Annotated in this window: 24 protein-coding genes and 1 tRNA gene; 13 read left to right on the top strand and 12 right to left on the bottom strand. The window is 75.0% G+C overall.

From position 1 onward, the window contains the following. Positions 1-5 precede the first annotated feature (5 nt). Both ACZCLJ_RS02350 and ACZCLJ_RS02345 read left to right on the top strand, forming a co-directional pair. The gene (locus tag ACZCLJ_RS02350) at positions 6-2,168 is read left to right on the top strand and encodes an alpha/beta fold hydrolase (protein ID WP_463105334.1); all 2,163 of its coding nucleotides are present in this window, start codon (positions 6-8) and stop codon (positions 2,166-2,168) included. A gap of 61 nt (positions 2,169-2,229) precedes the next feature. Continuing rightward, the gene (locus ACZCLJ_RS02345; RefSeq protein WP_463105333.1) at positions 2,230-3,003 is read left to right on the top strand and encodes an aminoglycoside phosphotransferase family protein; all 774 of its coding nucleotides are present in this window, start codon (positions 2,230-2,232) and stop codon (positions 3,001-3,003) included. On the opposite strand, the gene ACZCLJ_RS02340 is transcribed toward ACZCLJ_RS02345, so the two are convergent. Next, positions 2,993-3,715, bottom strand: a complete 723-nt coding sequence (locus ACZCLJ_RS02340) for an HAD family hydrolase (RefSeq protein ID WP_463105332.1) — start codon at positions 3,713-3,715, stop codon at positions 2,993-2,995. The two genes, ACZCLJ_RS02345 and ACZCLJ_RS02340, sit on opposite strands and share 11 nt — an antisense overlap. A gap of 136 nt (positions 3,716-3,851) precedes the next feature. On the opposite strand from ACZCLJ_RS02340, the gene ACZCLJ_RS02335 reads away from it, so the two are divergent. Beyond that, positions 3,852-4,727: a PAC2 family protein gene (locus tag ACZCLJ_RS02335; RefSeq protein WP_251153858.1), complete on the top strand. Its 876-nt coding sequence runs from the start codon at positions 3,852-3,854 to the stop codon at positions 4,725-4,727. A gap of 23 nt (positions 4,728-4,750) precedes the next feature. On the opposite strand, the gene mshC is transcribed toward ACZCLJ_RS02335, so the two are convergent. Next, on the bottom strand, positions 4,751-6,025 hold the full coding sequence (gene mshC, locus ACZCLJ_RS02330; protein WP_463105331.1) for a cysteine--1-D-myo-inosityl 2-amino-2-deoxy-alpha-D-glucopyranoside ligase: 1,275 nt from the start codon (positions 6,023-6,025) through the stop codon (positions 4,751-4,753). Between the two features lie 84 nt (positions 6,026-6,109). On the opposite strand from mshC, the gene ACZCLJ_RS02325 reads away from it, so the two are divergent. Together ACZCLJ_RS02325 and ACZCLJ_RS02320 are read left to right on the top strand one after the other, a co-directional pair. Next, on the top strand, positions 6,110-6,442 hold the full coding sequence (locus tag ACZCLJ_RS02325) for a hypothetical protein (protein WP_463105330.1): 333 nt from the start codon (positions 6,110-6,112) through the stop codon (positions 6,440-6,442). 9 nt (positions 6,443-6,451) lie between these two features. Then, complete coding sequence (locus ACZCLJ_RS02320) at positions 6,452-7,180, top strand: CorA family divalent cation transporter (protein ID WP_463105329.1); 729 nt, start codon at positions 6,452-6,454, stop codon at positions 7,178-7,180. A gap of 22 nt (positions 7,181-7,202) precedes the next feature. On the opposite strand, the gene ACZCLJ_RS02315 is transcribed toward ACZCLJ_RS02320, so the two are convergent. Next, positions 7,203-8,078: an undecaprenyl-diphosphate phosphatase gene (locus ACZCLJ_RS02315; protein ID WP_251153855.1), complete on the bottom strand. Its 876-nt coding sequence runs from the start codon at positions 8,076-8,078 to the stop codon at positions 7,203-7,205. A 122-nt stretch (positions 8,079-8,200) separates the two neighbouring features. On the opposite strand from ACZCLJ_RS02315, the gene ACZCLJ_RS02310 reads away from it, so the two are divergent. After that, positions 8,201-9,169 carry an aldo/keto reductase gene (locus ACZCLJ_RS02310; protein ID WP_463105328.1) on the top strand — a complete coding sequence of 323 codons (969 nt, stop codon included), beginning with the start codon at positions 8,201-8,203 and terminating at the stop codon, positions 9,167-9,169. A 7-nt stretch (positions 9,170-9,176) separates the two neighbouring features. On the opposite strand, the gene ACZCLJ_RS02305 is transcribed toward ACZCLJ_RS02310, so the two are convergent. Further along, positions 9,177-9,500 carry a primosomal protein gene (locus tag ACZCLJ_RS02305; RefSeq protein ID WP_463105327.1) on the bottom strand — a complete coding sequence of 108 codons (324 nt, stop codon included), beginning with the start codon at positions 9,498-9,500 and terminating at the stop codon, positions 9,177-9,179. Positions 9,501-9,602: 102 nt separating this feature from the next. Here ACZCLJ_RS02305 and ACZCLJ_RS02300 point away from each other — a divergent pair, with 102 nt between their 5' ends. After that, positions 9,603-9,836 carry a DUF5703 family protein gene (locus tag ACZCLJ_RS02300; RefSeq protein WP_251153852.1) on the top strand — a complete coding sequence of 78 codons (234 nt, stop codon included), beginning with the start codon at positions 9,603-9,605 and terminating at the stop codon, positions 9,834-9,836. A gap of 19 nt (positions 9,837-9,855) precedes the next feature. Further along, a complete protein-coding gene (locus ACZCLJ_RS02295) occupies positions 9,856-10,671 on the top strand; it encodes a fructosamine kinase family protein (RefSeq protein WP_463105326.1) in 816 nt (271 codons plus the stop codon). 27 nt (positions 10,672-10,698) lie between these two features. On the opposite strand, the gene ACZCLJ_RS02290 is transcribed toward ACZCLJ_RS02295, so the two are convergent. The 4 genes from ACZCLJ_RS02290 to ald all read right to left on the bottom strand — a co-directional run bounded on the left by ACZCLJ_RS02290 (position 10,699) and on the right by ald (position 16,300). Continuing rightward, the gene (locus ACZCLJ_RS02290) at positions 10,699-12,042 is read right to left on the bottom strand and encodes a M20/M25/M40 family metallo-hydrolase (RefSeq protein ID WP_463105325.1); all 1,344 of its coding nucleotides are present in this window, start codon (positions 12,040-12,042) and stop codon (positions 10,699-10,701) included. Positions 12,043-12,278: 236 nt separating this feature from the next. After that, complete coding sequence (locus tag ACZCLJ_RS02285; RefSeq protein WP_463105324.1) at positions 12,279-14,396, bottom strand: M3 family metallopeptidase; 2,118 nt, start codon at positions 14,394-14,396, stop codon at positions 12,279-12,281. Between the two features lie 67 nt (positions 14,397-14,463). Beyond that, a complete protein-coding gene (locus ACZCLJ_RS02280) occupies positions 14,464-15,099 on the bottom strand; it encodes a GNAT family N-acetyltransferase (RefSeq protein WP_463105323.1) in 636 nt (211 codons plus the stop codon). An 85-nt stretch (positions 15,100-15,184) separates the two neighbouring features. Then, entirely contained in the window at positions 15,185-16,300 is a 1,116-nt protein-coding gene (ald, locus tag ACZCLJ_RS02275) for an alanine dehydrogenase (protein WP_463105322.1), read from the bottom strand. Positions 16,301-16,404: 104 nt separating this feature from the next. On the opposite strand from ald, the gene ACZCLJ_RS02270 reads away from it, so the two are divergent. After that, the gene (locus ACZCLJ_RS02270; protein ID WP_251153846.1) at positions 16,405-16,707 is read left to right on the top strand and encodes a DUF1905 domain-containing protein; all 303 of its coding nucleotides are present in this window, start codon (positions 16,405-16,407) and stop codon (positions 16,705-16,707) included. 54 nt (positions 16,708-16,761) lie between these two features. On the opposite strand, the gene ACZCLJ_RS02265 is transcribed toward ACZCLJ_RS02270, so the two are convergent. Beyond that, positions 16,762-18,048: an AI-2E family transporter gene (locus ACZCLJ_RS02265; RefSeq protein WP_251153845.1), complete on the bottom strand. Its 1,287-nt coding sequence runs from the start codon at positions 18,046-18,048 to the stop codon at positions 16,762-16,764. Positions 18,049-18,288: 240 nt separating this feature from the next. Here ACZCLJ_RS02265 and ACZCLJ_RS02260 point away from each other — a divergent pair. Beyond that, positions 18,289-18,373: transfer RNA gene (locus tag ACZCLJ_RS02260), tRNA-Leu, on the top strand. A 99-nt stretch (positions 18,374-18,472) separates the two neighbouring features. Here ACZCLJ_RS02260 and ACZCLJ_RS02255 read toward each other — a convergent pair. After that, positions 18,473-19,216 carry an MBL fold metallo-hydrolase gene (locus tag ACZCLJ_RS02255; protein WP_463105321.1) on the bottom strand — a complete coding sequence of 248 codons (744 nt, stop codon included), beginning with the start codon at positions 19,214-19,216 and terminating at the stop codon, positions 18,473-18,475. A 212-nt stretch (positions 19,217-19,428) separates the two neighbouring features. Here ACZCLJ_RS02255 and ACZCLJ_RS02250 point away from each other — a divergent pair, with 212 nt between their 5' ends. The 3 genes from ACZCLJ_RS02250 to ACZCLJ_RS02240 all read left to right on the top strand — a co-directional run bounded on the left by ACZCLJ_RS02250 (position 19,429) and on the right by ACZCLJ_RS02240 (position 23,311). Then, a complete protein-coding gene (locus ACZCLJ_RS02250) occupies positions 19,429-20,910 on the top strand; it encodes an MFS transporter (protein WP_463105320.1) in 1,482 nt (493 codons plus the stop codon). Between the two features lie 81 nt (positions 20,911-20,991). Beyond that, on the top strand, positions 20,992-21,762 hold the full coding sequence (locus tag ACZCLJ_RS02245) for a response regulator transcription factor (RefSeq protein ID WP_463105319.1): 771 nt from the start codon (positions 20,992-20,994) through the stop codon (positions 21,760-21,762). Further along, complete coding sequence (locus ACZCLJ_RS02240) at positions 21,755-23,311, top strand: sensor histidine kinase (protein ID WP_463105318.1); 1,557 nt, start codon at positions 21,755-21,757, stop codon at positions 23,309-23,311. The genes ACZCLJ_RS02245 and ACZCLJ_RS02240 overlap by 8 nt, the downstream gene beginning before the upstream one ends. Before the next feature lie 50 nt (positions 23,312-23,361). Here ACZCLJ_RS02240 and ACZCLJ_RS02235 read toward each other — a convergent pair whose 3' ends face one another. Together ACZCLJ_RS02235 and ACZCLJ_RS02230 are read right to left on the bottom strand one after the other, a co-directional pair. Further along, complete coding sequence (locus ACZCLJ_RS02235; RefSeq protein ID WP_463105317.1) at positions 23,362-24,732, bottom strand: sensor histidine kinase; 1,371 nt, start codon at positions 24,730-24,732, stop codon at positions 23,362-23,364. A gap of 25 nt (positions 24,733-24,757) precedes the next feature. Next, the gene (locus ACZCLJ_RS02230; RefSeq protein ID WP_463105316.1) at positions 24,758-25,447 is read right to left on the bottom strand and encodes a response regulator transcription factor; all 690 of its coding nucleotides are present in this window, start codon (positions 25,445-25,447) and stop codon (positions 24,758-24,760) included. Positions 25,448-25,610: the final 163 nt, after the last annotated feature.

The raw sequence follows: 25,610 nt of genomic DNA, 5'->3' as shown, positions 1-25,610 counted from the left end.
TAGGAATGAGCATGGAACCGAGGGAGCCGCGGCCCGCACGCCCGCCGGACCGGACCGGAGTCACCGTCCGGGACGGCGTGCGGCTCCCCTGGGCCGTCCACGGCAGCGGGGCGCCCACGGTGGTCCTGCTGCCCACCTGGTCCCTCGTGCGGTCCCGGTTCTGGAAGGCCCAGGTGCCCTACCTCTCCCGGTCGTCGCGGGTCGTCACCTTCGACGGCCGCGGCAGCGGGGACGCCGGCCGGCCCGAGGGTGCCGCGGCCTACACCGACGAGCAGTACGCCGCGGACGCCGCCGCGGTCCTCGACGCCACCGGGACCGACCGGGCCGTCGTCGTGGGGTACTCCTGCGGGGCGGCCTGGGCGGTCCACCTGGCCGTGGCCCACCCGGCACGCGTGCTGGGGATCGTCGCCATCGCCCCCTCGTGCGGGCTGGCCGTCTCGATGCCGGAGCGCGAGCGGTACGCGTGGGACGGCCACCACGACACCACGGAGGGCTGGGCCAAGTACAGCAAGGAGTACTGGCTCGGCGGCGGCTACGACGACTACGTCGACTTCTTCGCCCGGAAGATGTTCACCGAGCCCCACTCCACCAAGCAGGTCGAGGACGTCGTCGCGTGGGCCCACGAGGTCAGCCCGCAGACGCTCGCCGACACCACGGCCGGGCGGCTCGGGCTCGAGGGCGCCACCCGGACGCCGCTCGACCCCCTGTGCGAGCAGGTGCGCTGCCCGGTGCTCGTCGTGCACGGCACCCAGGACGCCGTCCGTCCCGCCGCCATCGGGGAGCGGCTCGCCGCACTCACCGGGGGCGAGCTCGTCCTGGTCGACGGCGGCGGGCACGGGCTGCCGGCACGCGACCCGGTCCGGACCAACCTGCTCGTCCGGGAGTTCGTCGAGCGGATCGCGGCCACGGAGACCCGGCCGCCGCCCCGCCGTCGGACCTGGACGCGTGCGCAGCGCCGGCGCCGCCGGGCCCTGTACCTGTCCTCCCCGATCGGCCTCGGCCACGCCCGGCGCGACCTCGCCGTCGCGCGCGGGCTGCGCGAGCACCACCCGGACCTCGAGGTCGACTGGTTGACCCAGCACCCGGTGACCCGCGTGCTCGCCGACGCCGGCGAGCGGGTGCACCCGGCCTCGGCGTGGCTCGCCAACGAGTCGGCCCACGTCGAGGACGAGTCCGCCGACCACGACCTGCACGCGTTCGAGGCGATCCGCCGGATGGACGAGATCATGGTCAACAACTTCATGGTGTTCGCCGACGTCGTGGCGGACGGCGACTACGACCTCGTCGTCGGGGACGAGGCGTGGGACGTCGACCACTTCCTCCACGAGAACCCCGAGCTCAAGCGGTTCTCGTTCGCCTGGATGACCGACTTCGTCGGCTGGGTCCCGATGCCGGACGGCGGCGCCCGCGAGGCGGCGCTCACCGCGGACTACAACGCGGAGATGGTCGAGCAGAGGGCGCGCTACCGGCGGGTGCGGGACCGCTCGGTCTTCGTCGGCGACCCGGCGGACGTCGTCGACCTCCCGCTCGGTCCCGGCCTCCCCGGGATCCGGGAGTGGACCGAGGACAACTTCGACTTCGCCGGCTACGTCACGGGGTTCGTCGCACCGACCGTGGCGGAGCGCGAGGACCTGCGGCACCGTCTGGGCTACGGCCCCGACGACGTGCTGTGCGTCGTCACCGTCGGCGGATCCGGTGTGGGGACCTCGCTGCTGCGGCGCGTGCTCGAGGCCGTCCCGTCCGCCCGACGGCTGGTCGACGGGCTGCACCTCCTCGTCGTGACCGGACCCCGGATCGACCCCGCGAGCCTGCCGCGTCGGGCCGGCGTCACGTACCGCGGCTACGTCCCGGAGCTGTACCGGCACCTGGCCGCGTCCGACCTCGCCGTCGTGCAGGGCGGCCTCACGACGTGCATGGAGCTCGCCGCCGCGGGCACGCCGTTCCTCTACGTCCCGCTGCGGCACCACTTCGAGCAGAACGTCCACGTGCGGCACCGGCTCGAGCGCTACGGCGCGGGCCGGTGCGTGGAGTACGCCGAGGCGTCCGACCCGGACGCGCTCGCCGCGGCGATGGTGGCCGAGCTGTCGGGCGGCCGCGACCGGCGCACCCTGCCGGTCGAGACCGACGGTGCCGCCCGCGCCGCCGCGATGCTCGCCGAGCTGCTCTGAGCCGCCCGACCTGTGACCCACGACCTCGCCGCGGGCGGACGCCTCGTGCGACCATCGCCCCGTGCGTACCGACGACGCCGCTGACGCGAGCACCACGGAGAGCCCCCTGCCGGGTGGGAACGTGAACGACGTCGTGCGCGTCGGGGACACCGTCCACCGGACCGCCGGTCCGTGGACGCCGACCGTCCACGCCCTGCTCGCGTGGGTGCGGGCGCACGGGGTGGCGTCGGTGCCGGCGCCTCTGGGCCTGGACCCGCAGGGGCGCGAGGTCCTGACGTGGACGGAGGGCGAGGTCGGCGGCTGGCCGGTCCCGGACTGGGTCTGGGACCCGGGCACCCTGCGCGCGGCCGGCGCGATGCTGCGGGAGTGGCACGACGCCACGGTCGGCTTCGCCCCCGTGGGCGCGGTGTGGCGATCCCCCGTGCGCGAGCCGGCGGAGGTCGTGTGCCTCAACGACGCCGCGCCCTACAACATGGTCCACGCCGACGACGGTCTCGTCGGGTTCATCGACGTCGACATGGCGTCCCCCGGCCCGCGGGTCTGGGACCTGGCGTACCTCGCGTACCGGATGTGCGGGTGGTGCGAGGACATGCCCGTCCCCGGCCCGCCCGCACCCGAGATCGCACCACGGGGCCGCTTGACCGTGCTGCTCGACGGCTACGGTCGCGACCTCGCGCCGGCTCCCGACGACGTCCTGACGACCATGCGCCGTCGCCTCCTGGACCTCGCCGGCTGGACCGACGAGCACGCGCTCGCGACGGGCCGCCCAGAGCTGCACGAGCATGCGGCCATGTACCGGCGCGACGCCGGGCGGGTGAGGCCGGTCAGCGGCTGACGGGCATGAGGTCCACGACCTCGCCGGCGACGAGTCGTGCGAGCAGGTCGAGGTCGACGTGCTCCAGCGAAGGGGTGCGGCTGAGGCCGGGCGCCGGGTGGACCGGGACCACGGCCTCGACGCCGAGCGTCGCGGCGCCCGAGGCGAGCGCGGACGCGATCCCCGCCGGCGAGTCCTCGATCGCGACGCAGCGCGCGATGTCGACGCCCAGACGCTCTGCCGCGAGCAGGTACGGCTCCGGGTCGGGCTTGCCGCGCTCGACCTCGTCCCCGCACACGAGCACCTGGAACGCGTCCGCCGGCGCGAGCGCCGCGACGGGTTCCGCGAGCTCGCGGTAGGACATCGTCACGAGAGCGCACGGGACGCCCGCCTCGCGCAGCGACCCCAGCAGCTCGCGCGCGCCCGGCTGCCACGGCACCTCGACGCGGACCTGGTCGATCACGCGGCCGATGAGGAACTGCACGATCTCCTCGACGGGCAGGTCGACACCTCCGCGGTCGCGGATGATCTGCGCGGAGGTGAGCAGCGGGTTGCCGACGAGGGACATCGCGTCCTCGTGGGTCCAGGTGCCGCCGTGCGCGTCCACGAGCTCGTGCTCCGCAGCGATCCAGTACGGCTCGGTGTCGACGAGCGTGCCGTCCATGTCCCACAGGACGGCGGCGGGCAGCTCGTCGCGGGACACGGGCGCGGGGGCAGGACGGGGCGAGGTCAACTCGTGCTCCAGGGGTGGGGGGTCGGTGCGCAGGCCGCGCCGCGGCGCCGGCCGGCTCCCACCCTACGCGGCGGGCAGGTACGCCACGGGCGAACCCCTCCCGCCGACGTCGGGCCGGTCCGCATAGGCTGGGGCGATGAGCGAGAACGCGCACGACGGCGCCCGCCAGACCGTGATGATCGCGGCGTTCGAGGGCTGGAACGACGCGGGGAGCGCCGCGACGTCCGCGCTGGCGCACCTGCACGAGGTCTGGGGGGCCGAGGACGTGGACGAGCTCGACCCGGAGGAGTACCACGACTTCCAGGTGAACCGCCCGGTCGTCACGACCGACGAGGACGGCCGGCGCGAGATCACGTGGCCGACCACGACGATCGCGACCGCGACGATCGCGCCCAGCGGTCGTCGCGTGGTCCTCGTGCACGGCATCGAGCCGTCGATGCGGTGGCGCAGCTACTGCCGGGAGCTCCTCGACATCGCGGTCGAGCACGACGTCCGCACGGTCGTGACGCTCGGCGCGCTCCTCGCCGACGTGCCGCACACCCGCCCGATCCCCATGACCGCGACGTCCGAGAGCGTCGGCCTGCAGGCCGTGCTCGACGTCGAGCCGAGCACGTACGAGGGGCCGACGGGCATCGTCGGGGTCCTGCAGCACGCAGCGGCGGAGCGCGGCATGCAGTCGGTCTCGCTGTGGGCGGCCGTCCCGCACTACGTCGCGCACCCGCCGTCCCCCAAGGCGACCCTGGCGATCCTCGCGCGCGTCGAGGAGCTCGTGTCGGAGGCGATCCCGCTCGGTGAGCTGCCGGAGGACGCGCAGGCGTGGCAGCACGGCGTCGACGAGCTCGCGGCCGAGGACACCGAGATCGCCGAGTACGTGCAGCAGCTCGAGGAGGCCAAGGACACGGCCGAGCTCCCCGAGGCGAGCGGCGAGGCGATCGCGCGCGAGTTCGAGCGCTACCTGCGGCGGCGCGACCCGGGCAGCTCCGGCGAGCGGGGCAAGGGCCCCACCGTCTAGGACCGCCGCCGGCTACCGAGCGGTCAGAGCCGCACGCCCAGCAGGGCGTTGACCGCCCGGGCGACGACGCCGGGCGCGCCCTCGTCGTCCGCCGTCGTGTCGCGGCCGGGTCGCAGCGACTCCGCGGCCCACGCGTCGACCGCGGCGAGTGCCGCGGGCGCGTCCAGGTCCGTCGCGAGCGCGGCCCGCACGGCGTCGAGCATGGCCGTCGCGTCGGGGCCGCCGTTGCCCGAGACGGCGTCGCGCCAGGTCTCGAGCCGCGCGGCGGCGGCCGGCAGGTCGTCGTCGGTCCACTCCCACTCGGTGCGGTAGTGGTGGTCCAGGAGCGCGAGGCGGATCGCCATCGGGTCGACGCCGGTCGCGCGCAGGTTCGACACGAGCACGAGGTTGCCGAGCGACTTGCTCATCTTCCGGCCCTCGTACGCGACCAGCCCGGCGTGCACGTGCACGCGCGGCGCGGCGCCGTCGGAGAGCACGCGGTCGTGCGACGACGACATCTCGTGGTGCGGGAACAGGAGGTCCGCCCCGCCGCCCTGGACGTCGAACGGCAGCCCCAGCCCGTCGCGTCCGATGACCGAGCACTCGATGTGCCAGCCCGGGCGGCCCGTGCCGAGCACGCCACCGTCCCACGCCGGCTCGCCCGGTCGCTCGCGCCGCCACAGCAGCGGGTCGAGCGGGTCCTTCTTGCCGTCCCGGTCGGGGTCTCCCCCGCGCTCGGCGAAGAGCCGCTCCATCATGTCGCGCCCGAGGCGCGAGACGGAGCCGAACGCCGTGTCGGCCGACAGGTCGGCGTAGACGTCCCCGAGGCCGGCGTCGGTCCCTCCCGCGCCGGGCTCGACCGGGACGCGGTACGCCGTCCCGTCCGCGAGCATCGCGGAGACCGCGTCGACGACGGCAGGGATCTTCTCGACCGCGCCGTCCCAGACGTCGGGCGGCACGACGCCGAGCGCGGTCATGTCCTCGGCGAAGAGCGCGATCTGCTGCGTCGCGAGCGCGCGCCAGTCGACGCCCGTGGCCGCGGCGCGCTCGAGCAGCGGGTCGTCCACGTCCGTGACGTTCGACGCGTACGTGACCTGGTACCCGGCGTCGCGCCAGGCGCGCACGAGGAGGTCGAACGCGACGTAGGTGTTCGCGTGGCCGATGTGCGTCGCGTCGTACGGGGTGATGCCGCACGCGTAGAGCGTCGCGGTGTCGCCCTGGGCGGCGACGACGAGCTCGCCGGTGGTCGAGTCGTGCACCCGGACGGGGCGGCCACGGCCGGGGAGCTCGGGGATCTGCGGGGCGGGCCAGCTGTGCACGCGACCACCATAACGGCCCGGTCGCACGCCACGCGCCGGTGTCCCGCACGGGCGCGGGCCCAGGTGGCGCGCGACAATGCGGACGTGACGAACCCCACGCCCCCCGGCCCGCACGCGACGGGTGGAGAGGGGGCCGCGCCGCGGCCGGTCGCCGCATGGCACGTCGACGCGGGCGGCGGCGAAGCCCGGCCGCTCGACCCCGCCTCCGTCGACCCGGTCGCGGACCTGCTGCGCGGGCACGCCGCCGCGGCCGCCGAGGACCGGGCGACGTGGGTGCGCCTGGCGGACGTCGAGACCCTGCACGACGCCGCGGCGGGGCTCGGCCCCGACGCGGGCGCGGTCGCGGGCAGCCCGAGGCCGGACGACCTGCGCGCGCGGCACCCGCTCGCCCTGGTCAAGCGCGTCGCGGACGACTGACTCCTCATCATGACTCCGACGGCCTGGTACACGCCCGACGACCGCCAGGTGCACACGGGCGCGTTCGCGACGCTCGTGGGGCCCGGCGTCGTGCTCACGGCCGAGGACGGTGGTGCCGGGACGCACGACGCGATGCTCGAGCGCCTGCGCGGTCCGGGCGCGCCCCGCGGCGGGGCGGTCCGGCGCGTCACGGCGGCGGCCGTCACGGCCGTCGTCTCCGCGGCGTCGGCCGTCGAGCTCGAGCTCGGCGACGCGGTGGCGAGCACCGAACGCCTCGTCTTCGAGCAGCGGCGCGCCGACCCGGTCCAGCGCATCTACGACCTCAAGCGCGAGATCACCGAGGCGCGGCGTGCGCTGCTGCCCGTCACCGCCGAGCTGCCCGAGCTCCTCGACCCGGACGTGCCGGACCACCTCGGGGTGGACCGCCGCGTGCTCGAGCGCCTGGTCTCCACCGTCGAGCGCATCGACCGGCACCTCGACGCCCACGACGACCTGCTCTCGGACATGCTGCAGGTCCACATGTCGCAGGTCTCGGTCCGGCAGAACGAGGACATGCGCAAGATCTCCGCGTGGGCGGCGATCCTCGTCTACCCGACGATCGTCGCCGGCGTGTACGGGATGAACTTCGCCCACATGCCCGAGCTGGGGTGGACGCTCGGCTACCCGATGGCCCTCGCGCTCATGGCGGTCGGGTGCGTCGTGCTCTACCGGGTCTTCCGGCGCGCGGGCTGGCTCTGAGCCGCCGTCCCGCGGACGGTGGTCAGGGCGTCGGGGCCGTGGTGCCGCCGGGCTCGAGCACGCCCGTGAGCAGGAGCAGCACGAGGAGCGCGGCGAGCACGAGGCGGTAGACGACGAACGGCGTGTAGCTGAACGTCGACACGATCTTGAGGAACGCGATGATGACGAAGTAGCCCACGACGAAGGCGACGAGCGTGGCGATGAGCGTCGCCCCGGCGCCCGGGGCGCCCGGCACGGGCTCCCCCGCGGACTTGACGAGCTGGTAGAAGCCGGAGCCGAGCACCGCGGGGATCGCCAGGAGGAACGAGTAGCGGGCCGCCGCCTCGCGCGTGAAGCCCATGAGGAGCCCGGCCGTGATCGTCCCGCCCGAGCGCGAGACGCCCGGCACGAGCGCGAGCGCCTGCGCGAACCCGAACGCGACCGCCTGCCCCGGCGTCAGCTCGCGCAGCGCGCGACGCTTGGCGCCGACGCGGTCCGCCCAGCCGAGCAGGAGCGCGAACACGGCGAGCATGAGGGCCGTGAGGTAGAGGTTGCGGAACGTGTTCTCGATGGCGTCCTGGAACAGCAGGCCGAGCACCACGATGGGGACCGAGCCCAGGGCGATGTACCACGCCATGAGGGCGTCGTGGTCCCCGCGGCCCATGCGGGAACGCCAGTCCGTGCCGTGGTCGCCGCGCAGCGACCGCCACCAGGCGACGCAGATGCGCGCGATGTCCCGGCGGAAGTAGAGCAGGACGGCGGTCTCGGTCCCGATCTGGGTGATGGCCGTGAAGGCCGCACCCGGGTCCTGGGACCCGATGAGCTCCCCGACGATGCGCAGGTGGGCGCTCGAGGAGATCGGGAGGAACTCGGTCAGGCCCTGGACGAGGCCGAGGAGGACGGCTTCCCACGCGTTCACGAGCGGCCACGATACCGGCCGCAGGGTGCCGCGCGGACCACCGGGTGAACCTGTCGTGGTCCGCGTCCGACGGCGCGCGCCCGACCCGCGCGAGCGTGTGCGCGCCGGTACCCTCGGCTCCCATGGAACTCCGCCAGCTCGGCCGCACCGGCCTGCGCGTGTCCGTCCTCGGCCTCGGGACGATGACGTGGGCCCGCGACACCGACGAGCTCGACGCCGGCGAGCAGCTGCGCGACTTCGTGGACGCGGGCGGGACGCTCGTCGACACCGCGGCGTCGTACGCGGACGGCGACGCCGAGACCCTGCTCGGGTCCCTGCTGGGGAACAAGGTGTCCCGCCGGGACGTCCTGCTGTGCACCAAGGCGGGCGTGCGGCACACCCCGACGGGACCGGTCGTGGACGCGTCGCGCGGCGCGCTCCTCGACTCGCTCGACGACTCGCTCGGCAGGCTGGGCACGGACCACGTCGACCTGTTCCTCGTCCACGCCCCCGACGCCGGCACGCCGTTCACGGAGACGCTCTCCGCGCTGCGCCACGCGGTGACGTCGGGCCGCGCGCGGTACGTGGGGCTCTCCAACCATCCCGGGTGGGCGACGGCGCAGGCCGCGGCGCTCCTCGGTGGGACCGACGACGTGGGGCTCGCGGCGGTCGAGGTCGAGTACTCGCTCCTGCAGCGCGGTGCCGAGCGCGAGGTCGTGCCCGCCGCCGACGCCCTGGGACTCGGCCTGCTCGCGTGGTCACCGCTCGGCCGTGGGGTGCTCACGGGCAAGTACCGCCGGTCGTTGCCCGCCGACTCCCGCGGCGCGTCGCCGCACCTCTCGGCCTTCGTCGAGCCCTACCTCGACAACGGGTCCTCGGGCGTGGTCGAGGCCGTCGTGACCGCTGCCGAGGGCCTCGGGCGAGCGCCGCTCGACGTCGCCCTGTCCTGGCTGCTGGGTCGGCCCACCGTGGCGAGCGCCGTCGTCGGGGCCCGCACGCCCGCACAGCTGCGCGCGTCGCTCGACGCGACGGACCTCGTCCTGCCGCGCGCCGTGCGCGCGGCGCTCGACGACGTGAGCGAGATCGAGGTCGGCTACCCCGAGCGGTGGTGACCGCGGGTCAGCGCGCCCCGTCCGTCTCGAGCTCGCCCGCGAGCTCGTCGTCGTCGATCGTGTCGAGCGCGTCGTCCTCGTCGTCCGCGTCCTCGTCGTCGTCCGCGTCCTCGTCGTCGTCCTCGTCGTCCTCCTCGGCGAGGTAGAACGGCGTCGCCTCCCCGTGCACCTGCCCGAGCGCCTCGTCGTAGACCTCGAAGGCGTCCGCGAGCACGTAGTAGGCGTCGTCCACGGACGGGTCGTCGTCTCCCCGACGGGCGGCGACGGCGTTGAAGTGGGCCTCGAGCGCGGCGATGAACCGGTCGAGCGCGGCACGCGGGTCAGCGGTCATACCCTGACGGTAGCCCTGAGCGGGGCACAATGGCACTCGAAAGACGCCGGTGGCCGACCACGTCCGGCCGCCGACGGACCAGCGGAACGAGGACGGTGACACGTGGAGAGCAGGTCAACGTCACGCCGGCGGCCCGAGAGGGTCGCGCAGGGTGGGCAGTACGAGTACCGCGTCCTGACGATCGACCGCTCGACGAGCCGGTCCGACGCGACCAGGCTGCTGACGGACGAGGCCGAGTACGGCCGGTGGGAGCTGGCCCGCACGCGCCTGTACGTCGGGGGCGAGCGCCGCGTGTGGCTGCGGCGCAAGATCATCCGGGTGCGCTCGACGCTGTGACGCGGGCCCCGTGGGACGCGTGAGCGACCTGTTCACCAAGTCCCGGGCCGACGCGCCGGAGGGCTTCTTCGCGTGCGAGGCCGCCGGGCTCGCGTGGCTGCGCGTGCCGGACGGCCCGCGCGTCGTCGAGGTCCGCGGCGTCGGCCGCACGCACCTCGACCTCGAGCGGTTGCAGCCCGCCCGCCCGACGCCGTCGGCCGCCCGCGCCCTCGGGCGACGCCTCGCCGTCGTGCACGACGCCGGCGCGCCCGCCTGGGGCGCACCCCCCGCCGGGTGGGAGGCGGACGGGTTCTTCGGTCCGCTCGACGACCCGCTGCCCCTGCCGACGGGCGCCTGGGCGGACTGGCCGTCGTTCTACGCCGAGGCCCGCCTCGCGCCCGTCGCGGAGCAGGGTCGTCAGCGCGGTGCCCTGGAGCCCGACGACGCGGCGCTCCTGGGGCGCCTGGCCGGACGTCTCCCGGACCTCGCCCGGCCCGCGCTCGACGACTCCCCCGCGCGCCTGCACGGCGACCTGTGGTCGGGCAACGTCCTGTGGGCCGCGCCGGTGACGTCCGGGGCCGGCGAGGCCGCCCCCGCCGTGGAGGCGGTGCTCATCGACCCCGCGGCCCACGGCGGGCACCGCGAGGCCGACCTCGCGATGCTCGCGCTGTTCGGCGCACCGCACCTCGACGAGATCGTCGCGGGCTACCAGGAGGTGCACCCGTTGGCACGGGGGTGGCGGCACCGGGTCGCGCTGCACCAGGTGTACCCGGTCGCGGTGCACGCGGTGCTGTTCGGCGGGGGCTACCGCACGCAGCTGCGCTCGACGGTCGCGGCGCTCCTCGACGACCGCTGACGGCCGGCAGGGAGCACGTCGTCGGTCTCAGCAGGTGCGCAGGAGACGGTCGAGCACGCGGACCCCGAACCGCAGCGAGTCGACGGGCACGCGCTCGTCGACGCCGTGGAACATCCCCGAGAAGTCGAGGTCGCCGGGCAGGCGCAGCGGGGCGAACCCGTACCCCGTGATGCCGAGCCGCGCGAGCGACTTGTTGTCCGTCCCGCCCGAGAGCGTGTACGGCAGGACGGTCGCCTCGGGGTCCTCGGCGACGAGCGCGTCGACCATCGAGTCGACGAGGTCTCCCGTGAACGGCACCTCGAGCGCGATGTCCCGGTGGATCGCCTCGATCCGGACGTGCTCGCCCGCGAGCTCGCGGAGACGCTCGAAGCCGTCCTCCTCGTGCCCGGGGAGCAGTCGCGCGTCGATCGTGGCCTCGGCCCGCCCCGGGATGACGTTGGCCTTGTACCCGGCGGCGAGCTGGGTGGGGTTCGACGTGTGGCGCACGGTCGCCCCGACGAAGCGCGAGGCCGGCCCGAGCGCCGCGACCAGCGCGTCGATGCTGCGCGGGTCCTCGGGGTCGTAGCGCAGGCCGGTGAGGTCGGCGACTCCCCGCAGGAGCGCGTCGACCGTCGGCGTGAGCGTGTTCGGCCAGTGGTGGGTACCGATGCGCGCGACGGCCTCGGCAAGACGCGTCACCGCGTTGTCGTGGTTGACCTGCGAGCCGTGACCGGCGCGGCCGTCGGCGACGAGCCGCAGCCACGCGATGCCCTTCTCCGCAGTCTGGAGCAGGTAGGCGCGCCGGCCGCCGACCTCGACGGAGAAGCCGCCCACCTCGCTGATCGCCTCGGTCGCGCCCTCGAAGAGCTCGGGGCGGTGGTCGACGGCGTAGCGCGCCCCGTAGGTCCCGCCCGCCTCCTCGTCGGCGAAGAAGGCGACGACCACGTCGCGCGCGGGCTTGCGCCCCTCACGCACCATCTGGCGCACGACCGCGAGGATCATCGCGTCCATGTCCTTCATGTCGACGGCGCCGCGTCCCCACAGCAGCCCGTCGCGCTCCTCCCCGGCGAAGGGGTCGACGGACCAGTCGGACGCCTGCGCGGGCACGACGTCGAGGTGCCCGTGCAGCACGAGCGCGGGACGGGTCGGGTCCGCGCCCTCGAGCCGCACGACGACGCTCGCGCGCCCCGGCGCGGACTCGAACAGCTCGGGCTCGAGGCCCACCTCGTGCAGCAGGGCCATGACGTGCTCGGCCGCGGCGCGCTCACCGGGTCCCGACCCGTCGCCGAAGTTGGACGTGTCGATGCGCAGCAGGTCCTGGCAGATGCGCACCACCTCGTCCTGCGCGGTCGGGACGGGCACGGCGGAGGACTCGGGGCGAACGCTCGTCATGCGCCCCACGCTACCCGGGCACGACGGCGGCACGTCGCACCGCCGTCGGCCGCTCGCCGGGCGGAACCGGCCGGAGCGAGACAGCGAGGTAGTACCCCGGTCGGACGACGTCGTACCCCGGTCGCGCGAGGTAGTACCGCTGTCGTGACAGCGGTACTACCTCGCGGAACCGGGGTACGACCTCAGTGAACCGGGGTACTACCTCGCGGGTCCTGGTCTTCCGGCGCGGCGGCGCGTCAGGCGTCGAGGCCGCGGCGGGCGAGCAACGGCGCGATGTCCGCGTCGCGACCGCGCAGCTCGCGGAAGGACTGCAGCGGGTCCTGCGAGCCACCGCGCGCGAGGAGCGCGCGACGGAACCGCTCGCCGTTCTCGCGCGTCAGGCCGCCGTTCTCGCGGTACCACTCGACCGTGTCGGCGTCGAGCACCTCCGACCAGATGTACGAGTAGTACCCGGCCGAGTACCCGCCGCCGAACACGTGGTTGTAGTACGTGGTGCGGTACCGCGACGGGACCGGCGCGAACGCCACGCCCGCGCCGTCGAGCGCGGCGGCCTCGAAGGGCAGCACGTCCTCCACCGACGTCGGCACGGCGTCGGCCGAGAGCTGGTGCCAGGCCTGGTCGAGCAGCGCCGCCGCGAGGTACTCGGTCGTGCCGAAGCCCTCGTTGAACTGGCGCGACGCGAGCATCGTGTCGACCCACTCCGCCGGCATGGGCTCCCCGGTCTCGTGGTGCACGGCGTAGGCGCGCAGGATCTCCGGCTCCCAGGCCCACATCTCGTTGACCTGCGAGGGGTACTCGACGAAGTCGCGCGGCACGTCGGTGCCCGACTGCGACGGGAACCGCACGTCGGAGAAGAGCCCGTGCAGCGCGTGCCCGAACTCGTGGAACAGCGTGATGACCTCGTCCCACACGAGCAGCGTCGGCTGTCCGGCCGGCGGCTTGACGATGTTGAGGTTGTTCACGACGACCGGCTTCTGGTCGAGCAGGTGGTTCTGGTCGACGAGGTTGTTCATCCAGGCGCCGCCGCGCTTCGACTCGCGCGTGTACCAGTCGGCGAGGAACAGGCCCATCCCCTCGCCCGGCTGGCCCGGGGTCTCGGCGTCGAACACCTCGAACACGCGCACGTCCGGGTGGTACCCGACGAGGTCCGCGCGCTCGGTGAACGAGATCCCGAACAGCCGGTTCGCGGCACGGAAGACGCCGTCGTGCACGACGCGCTCGAGCTCGAGGTACGGACGCAGGAGCGCGTCGTCGAGCGCGTAGCGGTCCTTGCGCACGCGCTCGGCGTAGAAGGACCAGTCGGAGGCCCGCAGGCTCGCGCCGGCGTGGTCCGCCTGCAGGGCCGCCTCCAGGTCCGCGGCCTCGCGGCGCGCGTTCGCGACGGCGGCCGGCGCGAGCCGGGACAGCATCGCGTTCACGGCGTCGGTCGTCTTCGCCGTCGCGTCCTCGGCGACGTACGCGGCGTGGTGCTCGTAGCCGAGGAGGCGCGCGCGCTCGGCGCGCAGGCGCACGGTCTCGAGGACGATCTCGCGCGTGTCGTGGTCGTCGCCCGTCGCGCCGCGGCCCTCGGACGCGCGCTGCACGCGCTCGCGCACGTCGCGGTCCGTGAGGGACGCGAGCACGCCCTGCTGGGTCGGGAGCTGCATCTCGAGCAGCCACGCGCCCTCATGACCGCGCGCCGCGGCGGCCTCGGCCGCACCGGCGACCGCGTCGTCCGCGAGGCCGGCGAGCTCGGCCCGGTCCGTCACGAGCACGCTCGCCGCGTTGGCCCCGGCGAGGAGCTTGCGCCCGAACGCCGCCTCGAGGCTCGTCAGACGGCCGTTGATCTCGCGCAGGCGCTCCTGCTCCGCCGCGTCGAGCTCGACGCCCGAACGGCGGAAGTCGGTGAGCAGCGTGTGCAGCAGCCACGCGGCGTCGGGCTCCAGCGTCTCGTCGCCGGCGTCGACGGCATCCTGGAGCGCCCGCGCCCGCGCGTACAGGCGCGCGTCCATGTAGATCGCGTCGTGGTGGGCCGCGTACTCGGGTGCGAGCTCCTCCTCGATGTCCTCCAGCCCCGGCGTCGCGTCGGCGCTGAGCTGGTTGTAGAACGCGTGCGCGACCCGTGACAGGCTGCGGCCGGAGCGCTCGAGAGCCTCGAGCGTGTTGGCCACCGAGGGGGCCTCCGGGTCGGTGGCGATCGCCTCGACGGCGGCACGCTGCGCAGCCATCGCCGCGCGCAGCGCGGGCACGTAGTGCTCCTCGCGCACCGCGGTGTAGTCGGGCAGCTCGTACGGCAGCCGCGACGGGGCGGCGAACGGGTTGGCGGGATCGAGGTCGAGGTCTGCGCCGGTGGGCGCGAGCGGCTGGGACGTCATGGCCCCCATCCTCGCCCCGCGGCGCCGCCCGGGTGAAACGGAATCCACCCGGGCGGCGCGACGGACCTCAGGAGGTCGTCGCGAGGCGGGGTGCGGCGTCGGGCCACGGCTCGACCGGCTCGCGCGGGTCGTCCGGCAGGAGCGTCGCCACCCACGCGTCGCGGCGGACGCCCCGCTGCAGGGAGTGACCGCGCACGGTCCCCTCGACACGGAAGCCGAGCCGCCACGCGAGGCGACGCGACGGCCAGTTCCCGACGTACGCCTCCCAGGACAGGCGCGCGAGGCCGAGTCCCTCCGGGTCGAACGCCCAGTCGACGACGAGGCGACCGGCGGCCGTCGCGAGACCGCGGCCGCGGCCGGCGGGCGACATCCAGTAGCCGAGCTCGGCGGAGCGCTGCCCGTCCGGGCCGTCGTCGAGGCCCAGCCCGAACATCCCGAGCAACGGTCCGGCGCCCTCCGGCCCGGGCACGCCCGCCGGCCCGACCGACTCGCGCACCGCCCAGGTGAAGACGTTCCCGCGCTCCCAGCCCGGTGCCACGTAGCCCTGCACGAAGCCCAGCGCGTCGTCGCGCGTGTACGGCGACGGGACGACGGTCCAGGCGGCGACGTCGGGGTCCTGGCACGCGACGGTGATCGCGTCGACGTCGTCGAGGGTCGGGGAGGCGAGGTGGACGACGCCGTCGTCCAGGGCGAAGGGCTGCACGGGACCCAACCTGTCACGACCCGCCGCGAGGGCGCACGTCCTTTCGGACGGGTTCGGCGACGCGCCGGACCGGCGAGACCCGCGCTCAGCCCGCGAGCACCTCGACGAGGGGCGACCACCCGAGACCGTGCGCCGCCGCGACGGCCTCGTTGAGCAGCACGCCGCGGTGCGTCGACGCGCCGGACGCCAGGAGCGGGTCGTCGCGGAGGGCGTCGAGCCCTCCGTCCGCGAGCGCCGCGAGGTACGGCAGCGTCGCGCTCGTCAGCGCCTGCGTGCTCGTGACCGGGACGGCGCCGGGCATGTTGGCGACGCAGTAGAAGGTCGTGCCGTGGACGGCGAACGTCGGGTCGTCGTGGGTCGTGGGGTGCGAGCCCTCGAAGCACCCGCCCTGGTCGACGGCGATGTCGACGAGCACCGCTCCGGGGCGCATGCGGGCGACGAGGTCGTCGCTCACGAGCCGCGGCGCGCGGGCTCCGGCGACGAGGACGGCCCCGACCACGAGGTCGGCCTCGAGCACCGCCCGCTCGACGGCGTACAGGCTCGACGCGACCGTCCGCGCGTGCCCGGAGAACTCGACGTCGAGGCCGCGCAGCACGGGCAGCGACAGGTCGAGGACGGTCACCTCGGCGCGCATCCCCACCGCGACCTGCGCCGCGTTGCGCCCCGCCGTACCACCCCCCAGGACGACGACCCGCCCCGGCGGCGTCCCGGGCACGCCGCCCAGCAGGACGCCGCGGCCGCCGGCCGGGCGCTGCAGGAGCCATGCGCCCACCTGGGTCGCCATGCGCCCCGCGACCTCGCTCATCGGTGCGAGCAGGGGCAGGCTCCCGTCCGGGGCCTGCGCGGTCTCGTACGCGACGGACGTCGTCCCGGCGTCGAGCAGCGCACGCGTGCCCGCGGCGTCGGCGGCGAGGTGCAGGTAGGCGAACAGCAGCAGGTCCTCGCGCAGGTGGCCGTACTCGCTCGCGACCGGCTCCTTGACCTTGCACACGAGCTCGGCCTCGCCCCACACCTCCTCGGCGGTGGCGACGACGCGCGCGCCCGCGCGCTCGAACTCCTCGTCGGGCAGGTGGGAGCCGGCGCCGGCCCCGGACTGGACGAGCACGTCGTGCCCGGCCCGCACGAGGTGGTGGGCGCCGGCGGGGGTGAGCGCGACGCGGTCCTCGTGGTTCTTGACCTCGGTGGGTATCCCGATCCTCATGGTCCAGTGTCGTCGCGCGTCGCCCCGGCGCGCACGACGACCGCTCTGCGCCACAGCGGGCGGCGAGGGTTCCGTGGGCCCGGCCCGTCGACTACGGTCGGGCCATGCCCACGTGGACGGACCCCGGCGAGGTGGAGTTCGACGCCGTCCTCGTCGACTCCGGCACCGCGTCGGGCGTGTTCGTCGAGGTGCCCGTCGACACCACGGACCTGTTCGGCACGCGCGGGCGCGTGCCCGTGCGGGTCGAGGTCGACGACGTCGCCTACCACGCGTCCCTCGTCGCCTACGGCGGTCCTCACCTGCTCGCCGTCCTCCGGGCGATCCGGGACCGGCTCGGCAAGGGCGTGGGCGACCAGGTCCACGTCACCCTCCGCCTCGCGGCGGGGGTCTCCGCCGTCCCGCGCTGACGAGGGGCCCTGGCCACAGCACGGGGAGCGGCGGGGCACGGCCCCTCCGGGGACTCAGCCCGCGTCGCGTGTCGGCGACGTCGGCGACGGCCCCTCCGAGAGGGCGATCTCCTTGGCCGTGGGGATCTCGTCCTCCATCGGCGGGTCCTTGTGCCGCAGCTTCGAGAACACCGCCCAGGCGACGGCGACGAGCGGCACGGACACCACGGCGCCGAGGATCCCGGCCAGCAGGGTCCCGCCGGTGACGGCGAGCGCGACGACCACGGGGTGCAGCGAGACCTGGGCGCCCATGATGAGCGGCTGCAGGATGTGGCCCTCGAACTGCCCGATGAGGGCGATCCCGACCGTGACGATGAGCGCCGTGACGAAGCCGTCCGCGGCGAGCGCCACGACCGCGGCGATGATCATGGCGAGCGGCGCCCCGATGATCGGGATGAAGGCACCGATGAACACGAGCACCGCGAGCGGCGCGGCGAGCGGGACGCCGAGGATCGCGAGGAGGATGAAGGCGAGGGCGCCGTCGGCGAGCGCGATGAGCACGGTGCCGCGCGCGTAGCCCGAGAACGTGTACCAGCCCGCTCCCCCGGCGATCTTCCAGCTCTCGCGCGAGCGCGCCGGGAGCTGGTTGAGGAACCACGTCCACAGGTCCTTGCCCCGTGCGAGGAAGAACACGGTGCAGAAGATGGCGAGGGCGATCGCGGCGAACGCCTCGAACACCGACCCGGCGCTCGCGGCCGCCTGGCTCGCGATGTCGCCGCCGTGCTCGGTGAGCCACTGCCGCCCGTTCTCGATCCACTCGTTGACGTCGTCGCCCGTGATCGAGACCGGGAGCGGACCGTTCTCCAGGAAGTCGAGGATCTGGTCGATGCCGTCGCTGAACTCGCCCGCGAGCTCCTCCCACTGCCCCGCGACCGACGTGATGATGTACGTCAGCAGACCCGCGAAGAAGAGCAGCGCGGAGAGGATCGCGAGAGCGGTCGCGAGCCCGCGCGGCATGATCCGCGCGTAGAAGTCCGTCACGGGCCGCAGCACCGACGTGATGACGAGCGCCAGGAAGACCGCGACGAACACGAGCTGGACCTGCGCTGTCGCGTAGAAGATCAGGGCGACCGCGGCCACGACCATGAGCAGCCGCCAGGACCAGCCCGCCGTCGTCCGCAGCCACGCGGGCACCGTCTCGTCGTACCCGACGACCGACGGGTTCCGGCGTGCACCCGCCACCTTGCGCGCCTCGCGCGACGCCCCGGCGAGGTGCTTGACCGACGCCGCCGAGCGCTCCGAGCCGGAACCGGGACGTGGCGTGGGCGTGGGCCCGCTCACGGGCCGCTGCTCGTCCGTCACGCCTGGTCCTGTCCGGAGGTCGCCGTCATCCGCCCAGTGTGCCCCAGGTCGTCCCCCGACGCCGGGTACGGCACACCGGTCCGGAGCAGGCGCCCGCGCACCGCCGTCGCGCTCTCCCGGTGCAGGTCGGCGGGCGGACGCGATGCGGGTCGGCGGGCGGACGCGATGCGGGATCCACCCGCCAGCCGTGCTATGTTTTTCCCCGCACCGGAACGGCGGGAACGCCGGGAAGGTCCACTCGTCCGGGTGGCGGAATGGCAGACGCGCTAGCTTGAGGTGCTAGTGCCCTTTATCGGGCGTGGGGGTTCAAGTCCCCCTCCGGACACTCGTTGAGACAGCGACGACGGAGCGGGTCCAGGGAAACCTGGGCCCGCTTCGTCGTTCCGCCGTCGGCCAGCGAGCTGCCCGCCGACGGCGCTCTCGCTCAGTGCGCCCCGACCTCCCGTGCCCGCTCGACGGCGGTCCCGACCCCCTCGGTCCACGGATTCCCGTGACCCGGCAGGAGCGTCGTCGCGCCGGTCTCGACGAGGCGGTCCAGGGACGCGAGCGCCTGGGCGCTGTCGGCCGTCGCCGCACCGGCGATGATCTGCGGCCCCCGCGTGCCGGTGTAGGGGTCGAGCGTGACGAGCGCGTCGCCCGTGAGGAGGACGTCGCGCTCGGGCAGGTGCAGCGCGCAGTGCCCGGCCGTGTGGCCAGGGCTGAAGACGACGCGGGGCGAGCCCGGCACCGGAAGCGTCGCGCCGGGCTCCGCGTGCCGCAGTCCCCGCACGCCGGGCACCCGGAGGGCACCTGCCGCCGCCATGGACGCGAGGATGCGCACGGCCGCCGGGTAGCGCAGCGGGTAGAGCGCGCGGACGTTCTCGTGCGCGTACCGGTACGGGTGGGCGGCGATCTCGGCGTCGTCCTCGTGGAGCCAGATCGGCACACCGAGCCTCGACCGCGCCCTCGCGGCCGAGCCGGTGTGGTCAAAGTGGGCGTGCGTGAGGACGACGCCCGCCACGTCGGACGGGCGGTGCCCCAGCTCTCGCAGCGCGTGCCCGAGCAGGTCCCACGTCGCCGGGAGGCCCGTGTCCACGACGAGGACCCGGCCGTCGTCGTCGGCGACGAGATAGACGTTGACGTAGGCGTGCTCCAGCCGGTGCACACGGTCCGCGACCTCGGTCAGCACGGCCCCTCCTCGTCGTCCGTCGACAGGTTCCGCTCACCGTAGGCAGGGAGGCGGCGCGCTCGCGCGCTGCGACCTTGGTCACGATCGGGGTCCGGAGGTGGAGCGCTTCCCGAGACGCTTGCTTGAATGTTCGACCGTCCGCGCGGGGTGCCCGCTCCGGACGCTCGCGCCCCCGGTCCTGACGGGCGCCCACCTCTCCCTGATTGCGTGCTGTGCCTCACCCTGCCCTGAAGCTGCCCCGTCCCGCTCTCGATCGACCACCGTCACCGACGACCCCCGACCGGTCTCCCTGGCGCGCGCTGCGTCACCGGTCGATGCGCTGGTGGTCCGGCGCGAACCTCGTGTCGAACGCGGGCGCCTGGATGCAGCTCACCGTCCAGAACCTGCTCGTCCTGCAGATCACCGGGTCGGCGGCCGTCACCGGCCTCTCGCTCGCCGTCCAGGCCGCCCCCGCGCTGCTCCTCGGTGTCGCGGGCGGCGCCGTCGTCGACCGGTGGCCGCGCAAGCTGACAGCCGCCCTCAGCCAGGCGGTGCTCGGTGTCGTCGCGCTGACGACGGCAGGGCTCGTCGCGCTCGACCTGCTTACCCTGCCCGTCCTCCTCACCCTCGCCGCCGTCACCGGCCTCGTCGCGACCGTCGACGGGCCCGCCACCGCCCTCCTCGGCAACGACCTCGTCCCCGTCGAGGACGTCCCGTCGGCCATCGGGATCGGCTCGGTGGTGCACAGCGCCGGCCGGCTCGTCGGCGTCGCGCTCGCGGGCGGCGCCGTCGCGCTCGCCGGACCGGCCGTCGCCTACCTCGCGAACGGCACGGCCCTTCTCGGCGTGGCGCTCGTCGTGCCGTTCCTCGTCCTGCACCCCGACGCCGGGCGGGCCGGCACGTCGGCGCCTGCCGAGGTGGACGTGCCGACCGCAGGACCGGTCGTCGGACCGGTCGTCGGACCGGCTCCGGTCGTGCGCTCGGCGCCCGGCGACGAGGACCGCGGGGCCGTGCCCTACTTCTTCGGCCGACCCCGGCTCGTGGCGCTCCTGGTCGTCACGGCCGTGAGCGCCGTCCTCGGCCGCAACTACACCCTCACGCTCGCCGTCCTCGTCACGGGGGCGCTCGCGGGCGGCGCGCAGGAGTTCGGCACGGTGTCCACCGTGCTCGCCGTCGGCGGGATCCTCGGAGCCGTGCTCGCCGGACGGCTCCGTCGACCGACGGTGCACCTGGTCGCCCTGCTCGCCGCCGTGGGCGCGCTCCTCCAGGTCGTCGCCGGCCTCGCCCCGACCCTGACGGTCCTCCTGCTCGTGGTCGGGCCGATGGCCGTGGTCGAGTCGATCTCGGACACCGCCGGGACCACCGTCCTGCAGACCGACCCGCCGTCGCACCTGCGGGGGCGGGTGCTCGGGGTCTGGCGCACCGCCAGCACCACGTGGGGCCTCGCCGGACCTCCGCTGCTCGGGCTGCTCATAGAGATCTTGGGGGCACGCGGTGCGCTGGTGGCCGGCGGGCTCGTCGTCGTCGGCGTGGTCGGCGCAGGTGCGCTGCACCGGCGGCTGCGCCGGTCCCGGCGCACGACCGCGGAGCGTCCCGCAGCCGGACGTGCGCCTGAGCCGGGAGCCGGACGTGCAGCCGAGCCGGACGCCGGGCGTGCACCCGAGCCGGAGCCGCACGTCGACCGCGCACCGGAGCCCGCACTCGTCCCGGCCTGATCCGTCCCGCGTCGCGTCACGCACAGCGAGCGCACAGTCGCGCCACAGGCGGTCCGTGGCCGACCGCGGGACGCTGGAACCATGCCCGCCGCACCGCTCACGAGCCAGCCCGCCGACCGTCCCCGCCTGACCCGGCCGGACGGCTCGCCCGTGCGCGTCCTCGTGGTCGACGACGAGCCCAACCTCGCCGAGCTCCTCACCTCCGCGCTGCGGTACGAGGGCTGGGACGTCTCGACGGCGCTCGACGGCCACACCGCGGTCCGCACGGCACGGGAGACCGGGCCCGACGTCGTCGTGCTCGACGTCATGCTCCCGGACATGGACGGCCTCACCGTGCTGCGGCGCCTGCGCGAGCGCGACGCCGACGTGCCCGTCCTGTTCCTCACCGCGCGCGACGCCGTCGAGGACCGGGTCGCGGGGCTCACCGCGGGCGGCGACGACTACGTGACGAAGCCGTTCAGCCTCGAGGAGGTCGTCGCCCGGCTGCGCGGGCTCCTGCGCCGGGGCGGCGCGTCCGCGCAGCGCGAGGACGCGGTCCTCGTCGTGGGCGACCTCGAGCTCGACGAGGACGCCCACGAGGTGCGGCGCGCGGGCGAGGAGGTCCGCCTGACGGCGACCGAGTTCGAGCTCCTGCGGTTCCTCATGCGCAACCCGCGGCGCGTGCTGTCCAAGGCGCAGATCCTCGACCGTGTCTGGAACTACGACTTCGGCGGGCAGGCGAACATCGTCGAGCTCTACGTCTCCTACCTGCGGCGCAAGATCGACAAGGGCCGCGACCCCATGATCCACACGCTGCGTGGCGTCGGCTACGTGCTCAAGCCGGCCGCGACGACGGACGACGCGCGTGGGTGAGGCCGGGACCGCGTCCCCGGCGACCCGGCCCCGGGCGACGACGCTGCGGCGACGGCTCGTCGTGGTGCTCCTGGGCGTGCTGCTGCTGGTCACGGCGGCGCTCGCCACGGCGTCGGCGCTCGCGCTGCGCGGTCAGCTCGTCGACGAGCTCGACCAGTCGCTCGTCGAGGCGAGCCGGCGCGAGGCGGAGCCGCCGCGTGCGGACCGTCCCCCCGGCGCGGACGTGCCGGCCGATCTCCCGGACGACCCCGGCTCCGGCGACGACCCCGCCCGGTTCCCGTTCGGCGTCGGGCCGGGGACCGTCGTCGTGCGTACCGACGGCGGCACCGTCGCTCTGGCCGGCTACGTCACCACGACCGGGTCGTTCGTCCAGCTCGACGAGGCGCAGGTCGCAGCGCTCACCTCCGTCCCCGTCGACGGGGAGCCGCACGACGTCGACGTCCCCGACCTCGGCGGGTACCGCGCCGTCGCGACCACGCGGGAGGACGGGGTCGGCAGCGTCGTCGCGCAGAGCACCGCCGACGTCGACGCCACCGTGCAGCAGTACGTCCTCGTCGAGGTGGCGCTCGGTGCCGTCGGGCTCGTCGGCGCGGCGGCGCTCGGGACCTGGCTCGTGCGCCGGTCGTTGCGACCGCTCGACGACGTCGCCGCCGCCGCGGGCCGCGTCTCCGAGCTCGAGCTCGCGAGCGGCGAGATCGACGCGATCCCGCGGGTTCCCGGCGACCTCACCGACGAGCGCACCGAGGTCGGGCAGGTCGGCGCCGCCCTCAACCGCATGCTGGAGAACGTCGAGACGTCGCTCGTCGCGCGGCACGAGTCGGAGACGCAGGTGCGCCGGTTCGTCGCCGACGCGAGCCACGAGCTGCGGACGCCCCTCGCGTCCATCCGCGGCTACGCCGAGCTCGTGCGCCGCTCCCCCGACGTCGTGCCCCCGGACACGTCCCGCGCGCTCGACCGCATCGAGTCCGAGGCCGTGCGCATGACCGGTCTCGTCGAGGACCTGCTCCTCCTCGCGCGGCTCGACGCCGGGCGCCCGCTCGACCGCGAGCCGGTCGACCTGGCGGCGCTCGCCGTCGACGCCGTCACCGACGCCCACGCGGCCGGGCCGGGTCACGACTGGGGGCTCGAGCTGCCGGGGACCGACGACGGCGGCGACGAGGCGGACGTCGACCTCGTCGTGACGGGCGACGAGGCGAGCCTGCGGCAGGTGCTCGCGAACCTGCTCGCCAACGCCCGCACGCACACGCCGCCGGGCACCCGGGTCGACGTGCGCGTGCGCGACGAGGGCGACGCCGTCGTCGTCGAGGTCGCCGACGCCGGCCCGGGCATCGCGCCCGAGCTGCGGCCCGTGCTCTTCCGCCGCTTCGCGCGCGGCGACGACGCGCGCGACCGCACCGGCGGGTCGACGGGCCTCGGGCTCGCGATCGTCGACGCGATCGTCGCGGCGCACGGCGGGACGATCACCGTCACGTCGAGCACCGCCGACGAACCGGGCTCGGCGGGCACGACGCTCGCGGTGCGCCTGCCCCGGTCCCGGCAGCGGTACTGACGCGCCGTCGGCGTCGGCGGGCTCCGGACCCCGCACGCGTCGCGCCGGGATCAGGCCCGTGACATCCTCACCTCGGCGCGCAGGCCACCGAGCGGGGACTCTCCCAGCACCACGTCGTCACCGTGCTCGCGGGCGGTCTCGCGCGCGATCGCCAGCCCGAGGCCGGTGCCGCCCGCGTCGCGCTCGCGCGCCTCGTCGAGCCGGGTGAAGCGCTCGAAGACGCGTTCGCGGTCCGCCGCGTCGATGCCCGGTCCGTCGTCGTCGACGACGAGGCTGCCCGGCGCCGCCGTCACCCGGACTCTCGACGTGGCGTGCCGGACGGCGTTGTCGACCAGGTTGCGCAGGATCCGGGCGGCGGCGGCCCGGTCGCCCCGGGCGACGGCCGCGCCCTGCACGACGACCGTCACCGCGACGGGAGGGCGCCGACGCTCCCCCGGCGGCCGCTCCCCCGAGACGGCGACGACCTCGCGCGCGAGCGCCCCGAGGTCGATGTCCTCGTCGACGACGGGCAGCGCGCCGAGCCGCGCGAGGGCGAGGAGGTCGTCGACGAGCGCCTGCAGCCGACGCACCTCGTCCTCGAGCTCGACCGCGAGCTCGTTCCCGGGGTATGCCGCGGGGTGCAGCCGCGCGACCTCGATGCTCGCGCGCAGCGCCGCCACGGGCGAGCGCAGCTCGTGCGCCGCGTCGGCGACGAACGACCGCTGCCGTGCGGCGGCCGCCTGGAGGCTGTCGAGCATCGCGTTCAGCGTGCGGGCGAGCGCGCCGAGCTCGTCGTCGGCCCGCGGCACGGGCAGCACGCCCGGTCCCCCGGACCGGGCGATGGCGTCGGCGCCCCGGCGCAGCTCCTCCACGGGAGACAGCGCCCGCCCGAGCACCGTCCAGATGACCCCCGCCGCCACGAGCGTGAGCAGCGGGACGACGACGGCGAGCGACACGCGCAGCGCCCGGACCACCCCCTCCACCTCCCGCAGCGGCATGCTCGCCACGGCGGTGGTCCCCTCCGACCCCGCGACGGGTGCCACCGCGACCCGCGCCGCGGCGTCGTAGGCGCTGCGGTCCGTGCCGACCACGCGCACGTCGTCCGCGGCCTCGGCCTCGGCACGCAGTCCCGCGACCTCGTCGGCCGGCAGGACGGGGAGCGTCCGGCTCGCCGACGCCGAGGACGCCAGGACGTCGCCCGACGGCCCGAGGAGCTGCACGACCTCTCCCGGCTCGGAGACCGGCAGGACGTCCGGGACCTGGTCGCTCGCCGCGAGCCGGGCGACCAGGAGCGCGCGCTCGCGTGCGATGTCGTCCAGAGCGGCGACGCGGCCTCCCGACACCACCGAGGAGAGGGCGAGCGCGCCGACCACGAGCGCGGCCGCGAGGAGCACCGACGCCAGGACGGTGAGCCGGGCGCGCAACGACCACGTGGTCCGCACGGCCGTCACCGGTCCCCGGGACCGGTCACGGCGCGACGGGACCGGGTCCGGCGGTCGTGCCGACCGCCACCAGGCGGTAGCCGGCGCCGCGCACCGTCTCGATGGCCGCCTGACCGAACTTGCGCCGCAGGTAGCCGACGTAGACCTCGACGACGTTGAGCCCGTCCCCGGCCGCGTCCCAGACGTGGTCGCGCAGCTCGCCCTTGCTCAGGACCTGTCCCGGCCGGCGCATGAAGTACTCGAGGAGCGCGAACTCGCGCGCCGTGGTCACGACCTCGTAGCCGCGCTGGGTCACGACGCGCGTCGCCGGGTCCAGGGAGAGCTCGCCGACCGTGAGCACGGCCGGCCGCGGCGCAGGTCCACGCCGCACGAGGGCCCGCACCCGCGCGACGAGCTCGACGAAGGAGAACGGCTTCGTGAGGTAGTCGTCCGCGCCGAGGTCCAGGCCGTCGGCGATGTCGTACTCGCCGTCCTTGGCGCTGAGGATCAGCACGGGCGTCCAGACCTGCAGCTCGCGGAGCCGGGCGACCACGTCGTACCCGTTCAGGCCGGGCAGCATGATGTCGACGAGGACGGCGTCGAACTCGCCGGAGGCGGCGAGCTCGAGCCCTCGCCGCCCGTCGAGCGCGACGTCCACGGCGAACCCCTCGGCCAGCAGGCCGCGTCGCAGCGCCCGGGCGACACCCCGCTCGTCCTCGACCACCAGTACCCGCACGTCGACAGCATGGCACCCGTGGCGCGGCTCCCGCGCGCCGGGGGGCAGCGGGGGCGGCCCCTTCTCAGCGTGGCCTCAGGTGCCGTGTGCGACGGTGTCGTCATGGCTGCCGAACCCGTCTCCTCGTCCCCGCCCGAGTCCGTCCGCGGACCGTCGCGCCGCG

Source organism: Cellulosimicrobium sp. So1_17, from assembly GCF_055181235.1.
The sequence above is the reverse complement of the archived record's forward strand: the minus strand, read 5'-3'. Positions and strand labels throughout refer to the sequence as shown.

What these genes read in the sequence shown, in the direction of transcription:
- ACZCLJ_RS02350 (WP_463105334.1), top strand. Translation starts at nt 6, where the DNA reads ATGAGCATGGAACCGAGGGAGCCGCGGCCCGCACGCCCGCCGGACCGG.
- ACZCLJ_RS02335 (WP_251153858.1), top strand. Translation starts at nt 3,852, where the DNA reads ATGAGCGAGAACGCGCACGACGGCGCCCGCCAGACCGTGATGATCGCG.
- ACZCLJ_RS02320 (WP_463105329.1), top strand. Translation starts at nt 6,452, where the DNA reads ATGACTCCGACGGCCTGGTACACGCCCGACGACCGCCAGGTGCACACG.
- ACZCLJ_RS02310 (WP_463105328.1), top strand. Translation starts at nt 8,201, where the DNA reads ATGGAACTCCGCCAGCTCGGCCGCACCGGCCTGCGCGTGTCCGTCCTC.
- ACZCLJ_RS02305 (WP_463105327.1), bottom strand. Translation starts at nt 9,500, where the DNA reads ATGACCGCTGACCCGCGTGCCGCGCTCGACCGGTTCATCGCCGCGCTC.
- ACZCLJ_RS02290 (WP_463105325.1), bottom strand. Translation starts at nt 12,042, where the DNA reads ATGACGAGCGTTCGCCCCGAGTCCTCCGCCGTGCCCGTCCCGACCGCG.
- ACZCLJ_RS02285 (WP_463105324.1), bottom strand. Translation starts at nt 14,396, where the DNA reads ATGACGTCCCAGCCGCTCGCGCCCACCGGCGCAGACCTCGACCTCGAT.
- ald (WP_463105322.1), bottom strand. Translation starts at nt 16,300, where the DNA reads ATGAGGATCGGGATACCCACCGAGGTCAAGAACCACGAGGACCGCGTC.
- ACZCLJ_RS02270 (WP_251153846.1), top strand. Translation starts at nt 16,405, where the DNA reads ATGCCCACGTGGACGGACCCCGGCGAGGTGGAGTTCGACGCCGTCCTC.
- ACZCLJ_RS02245 (WP_463105319.1), top strand. Translation starts at nt 20,992, where the DNA reads ATGCCCGCCGCACCGCTCACGAGCCAGCCCGCCGACCGTCCCCGCCTG.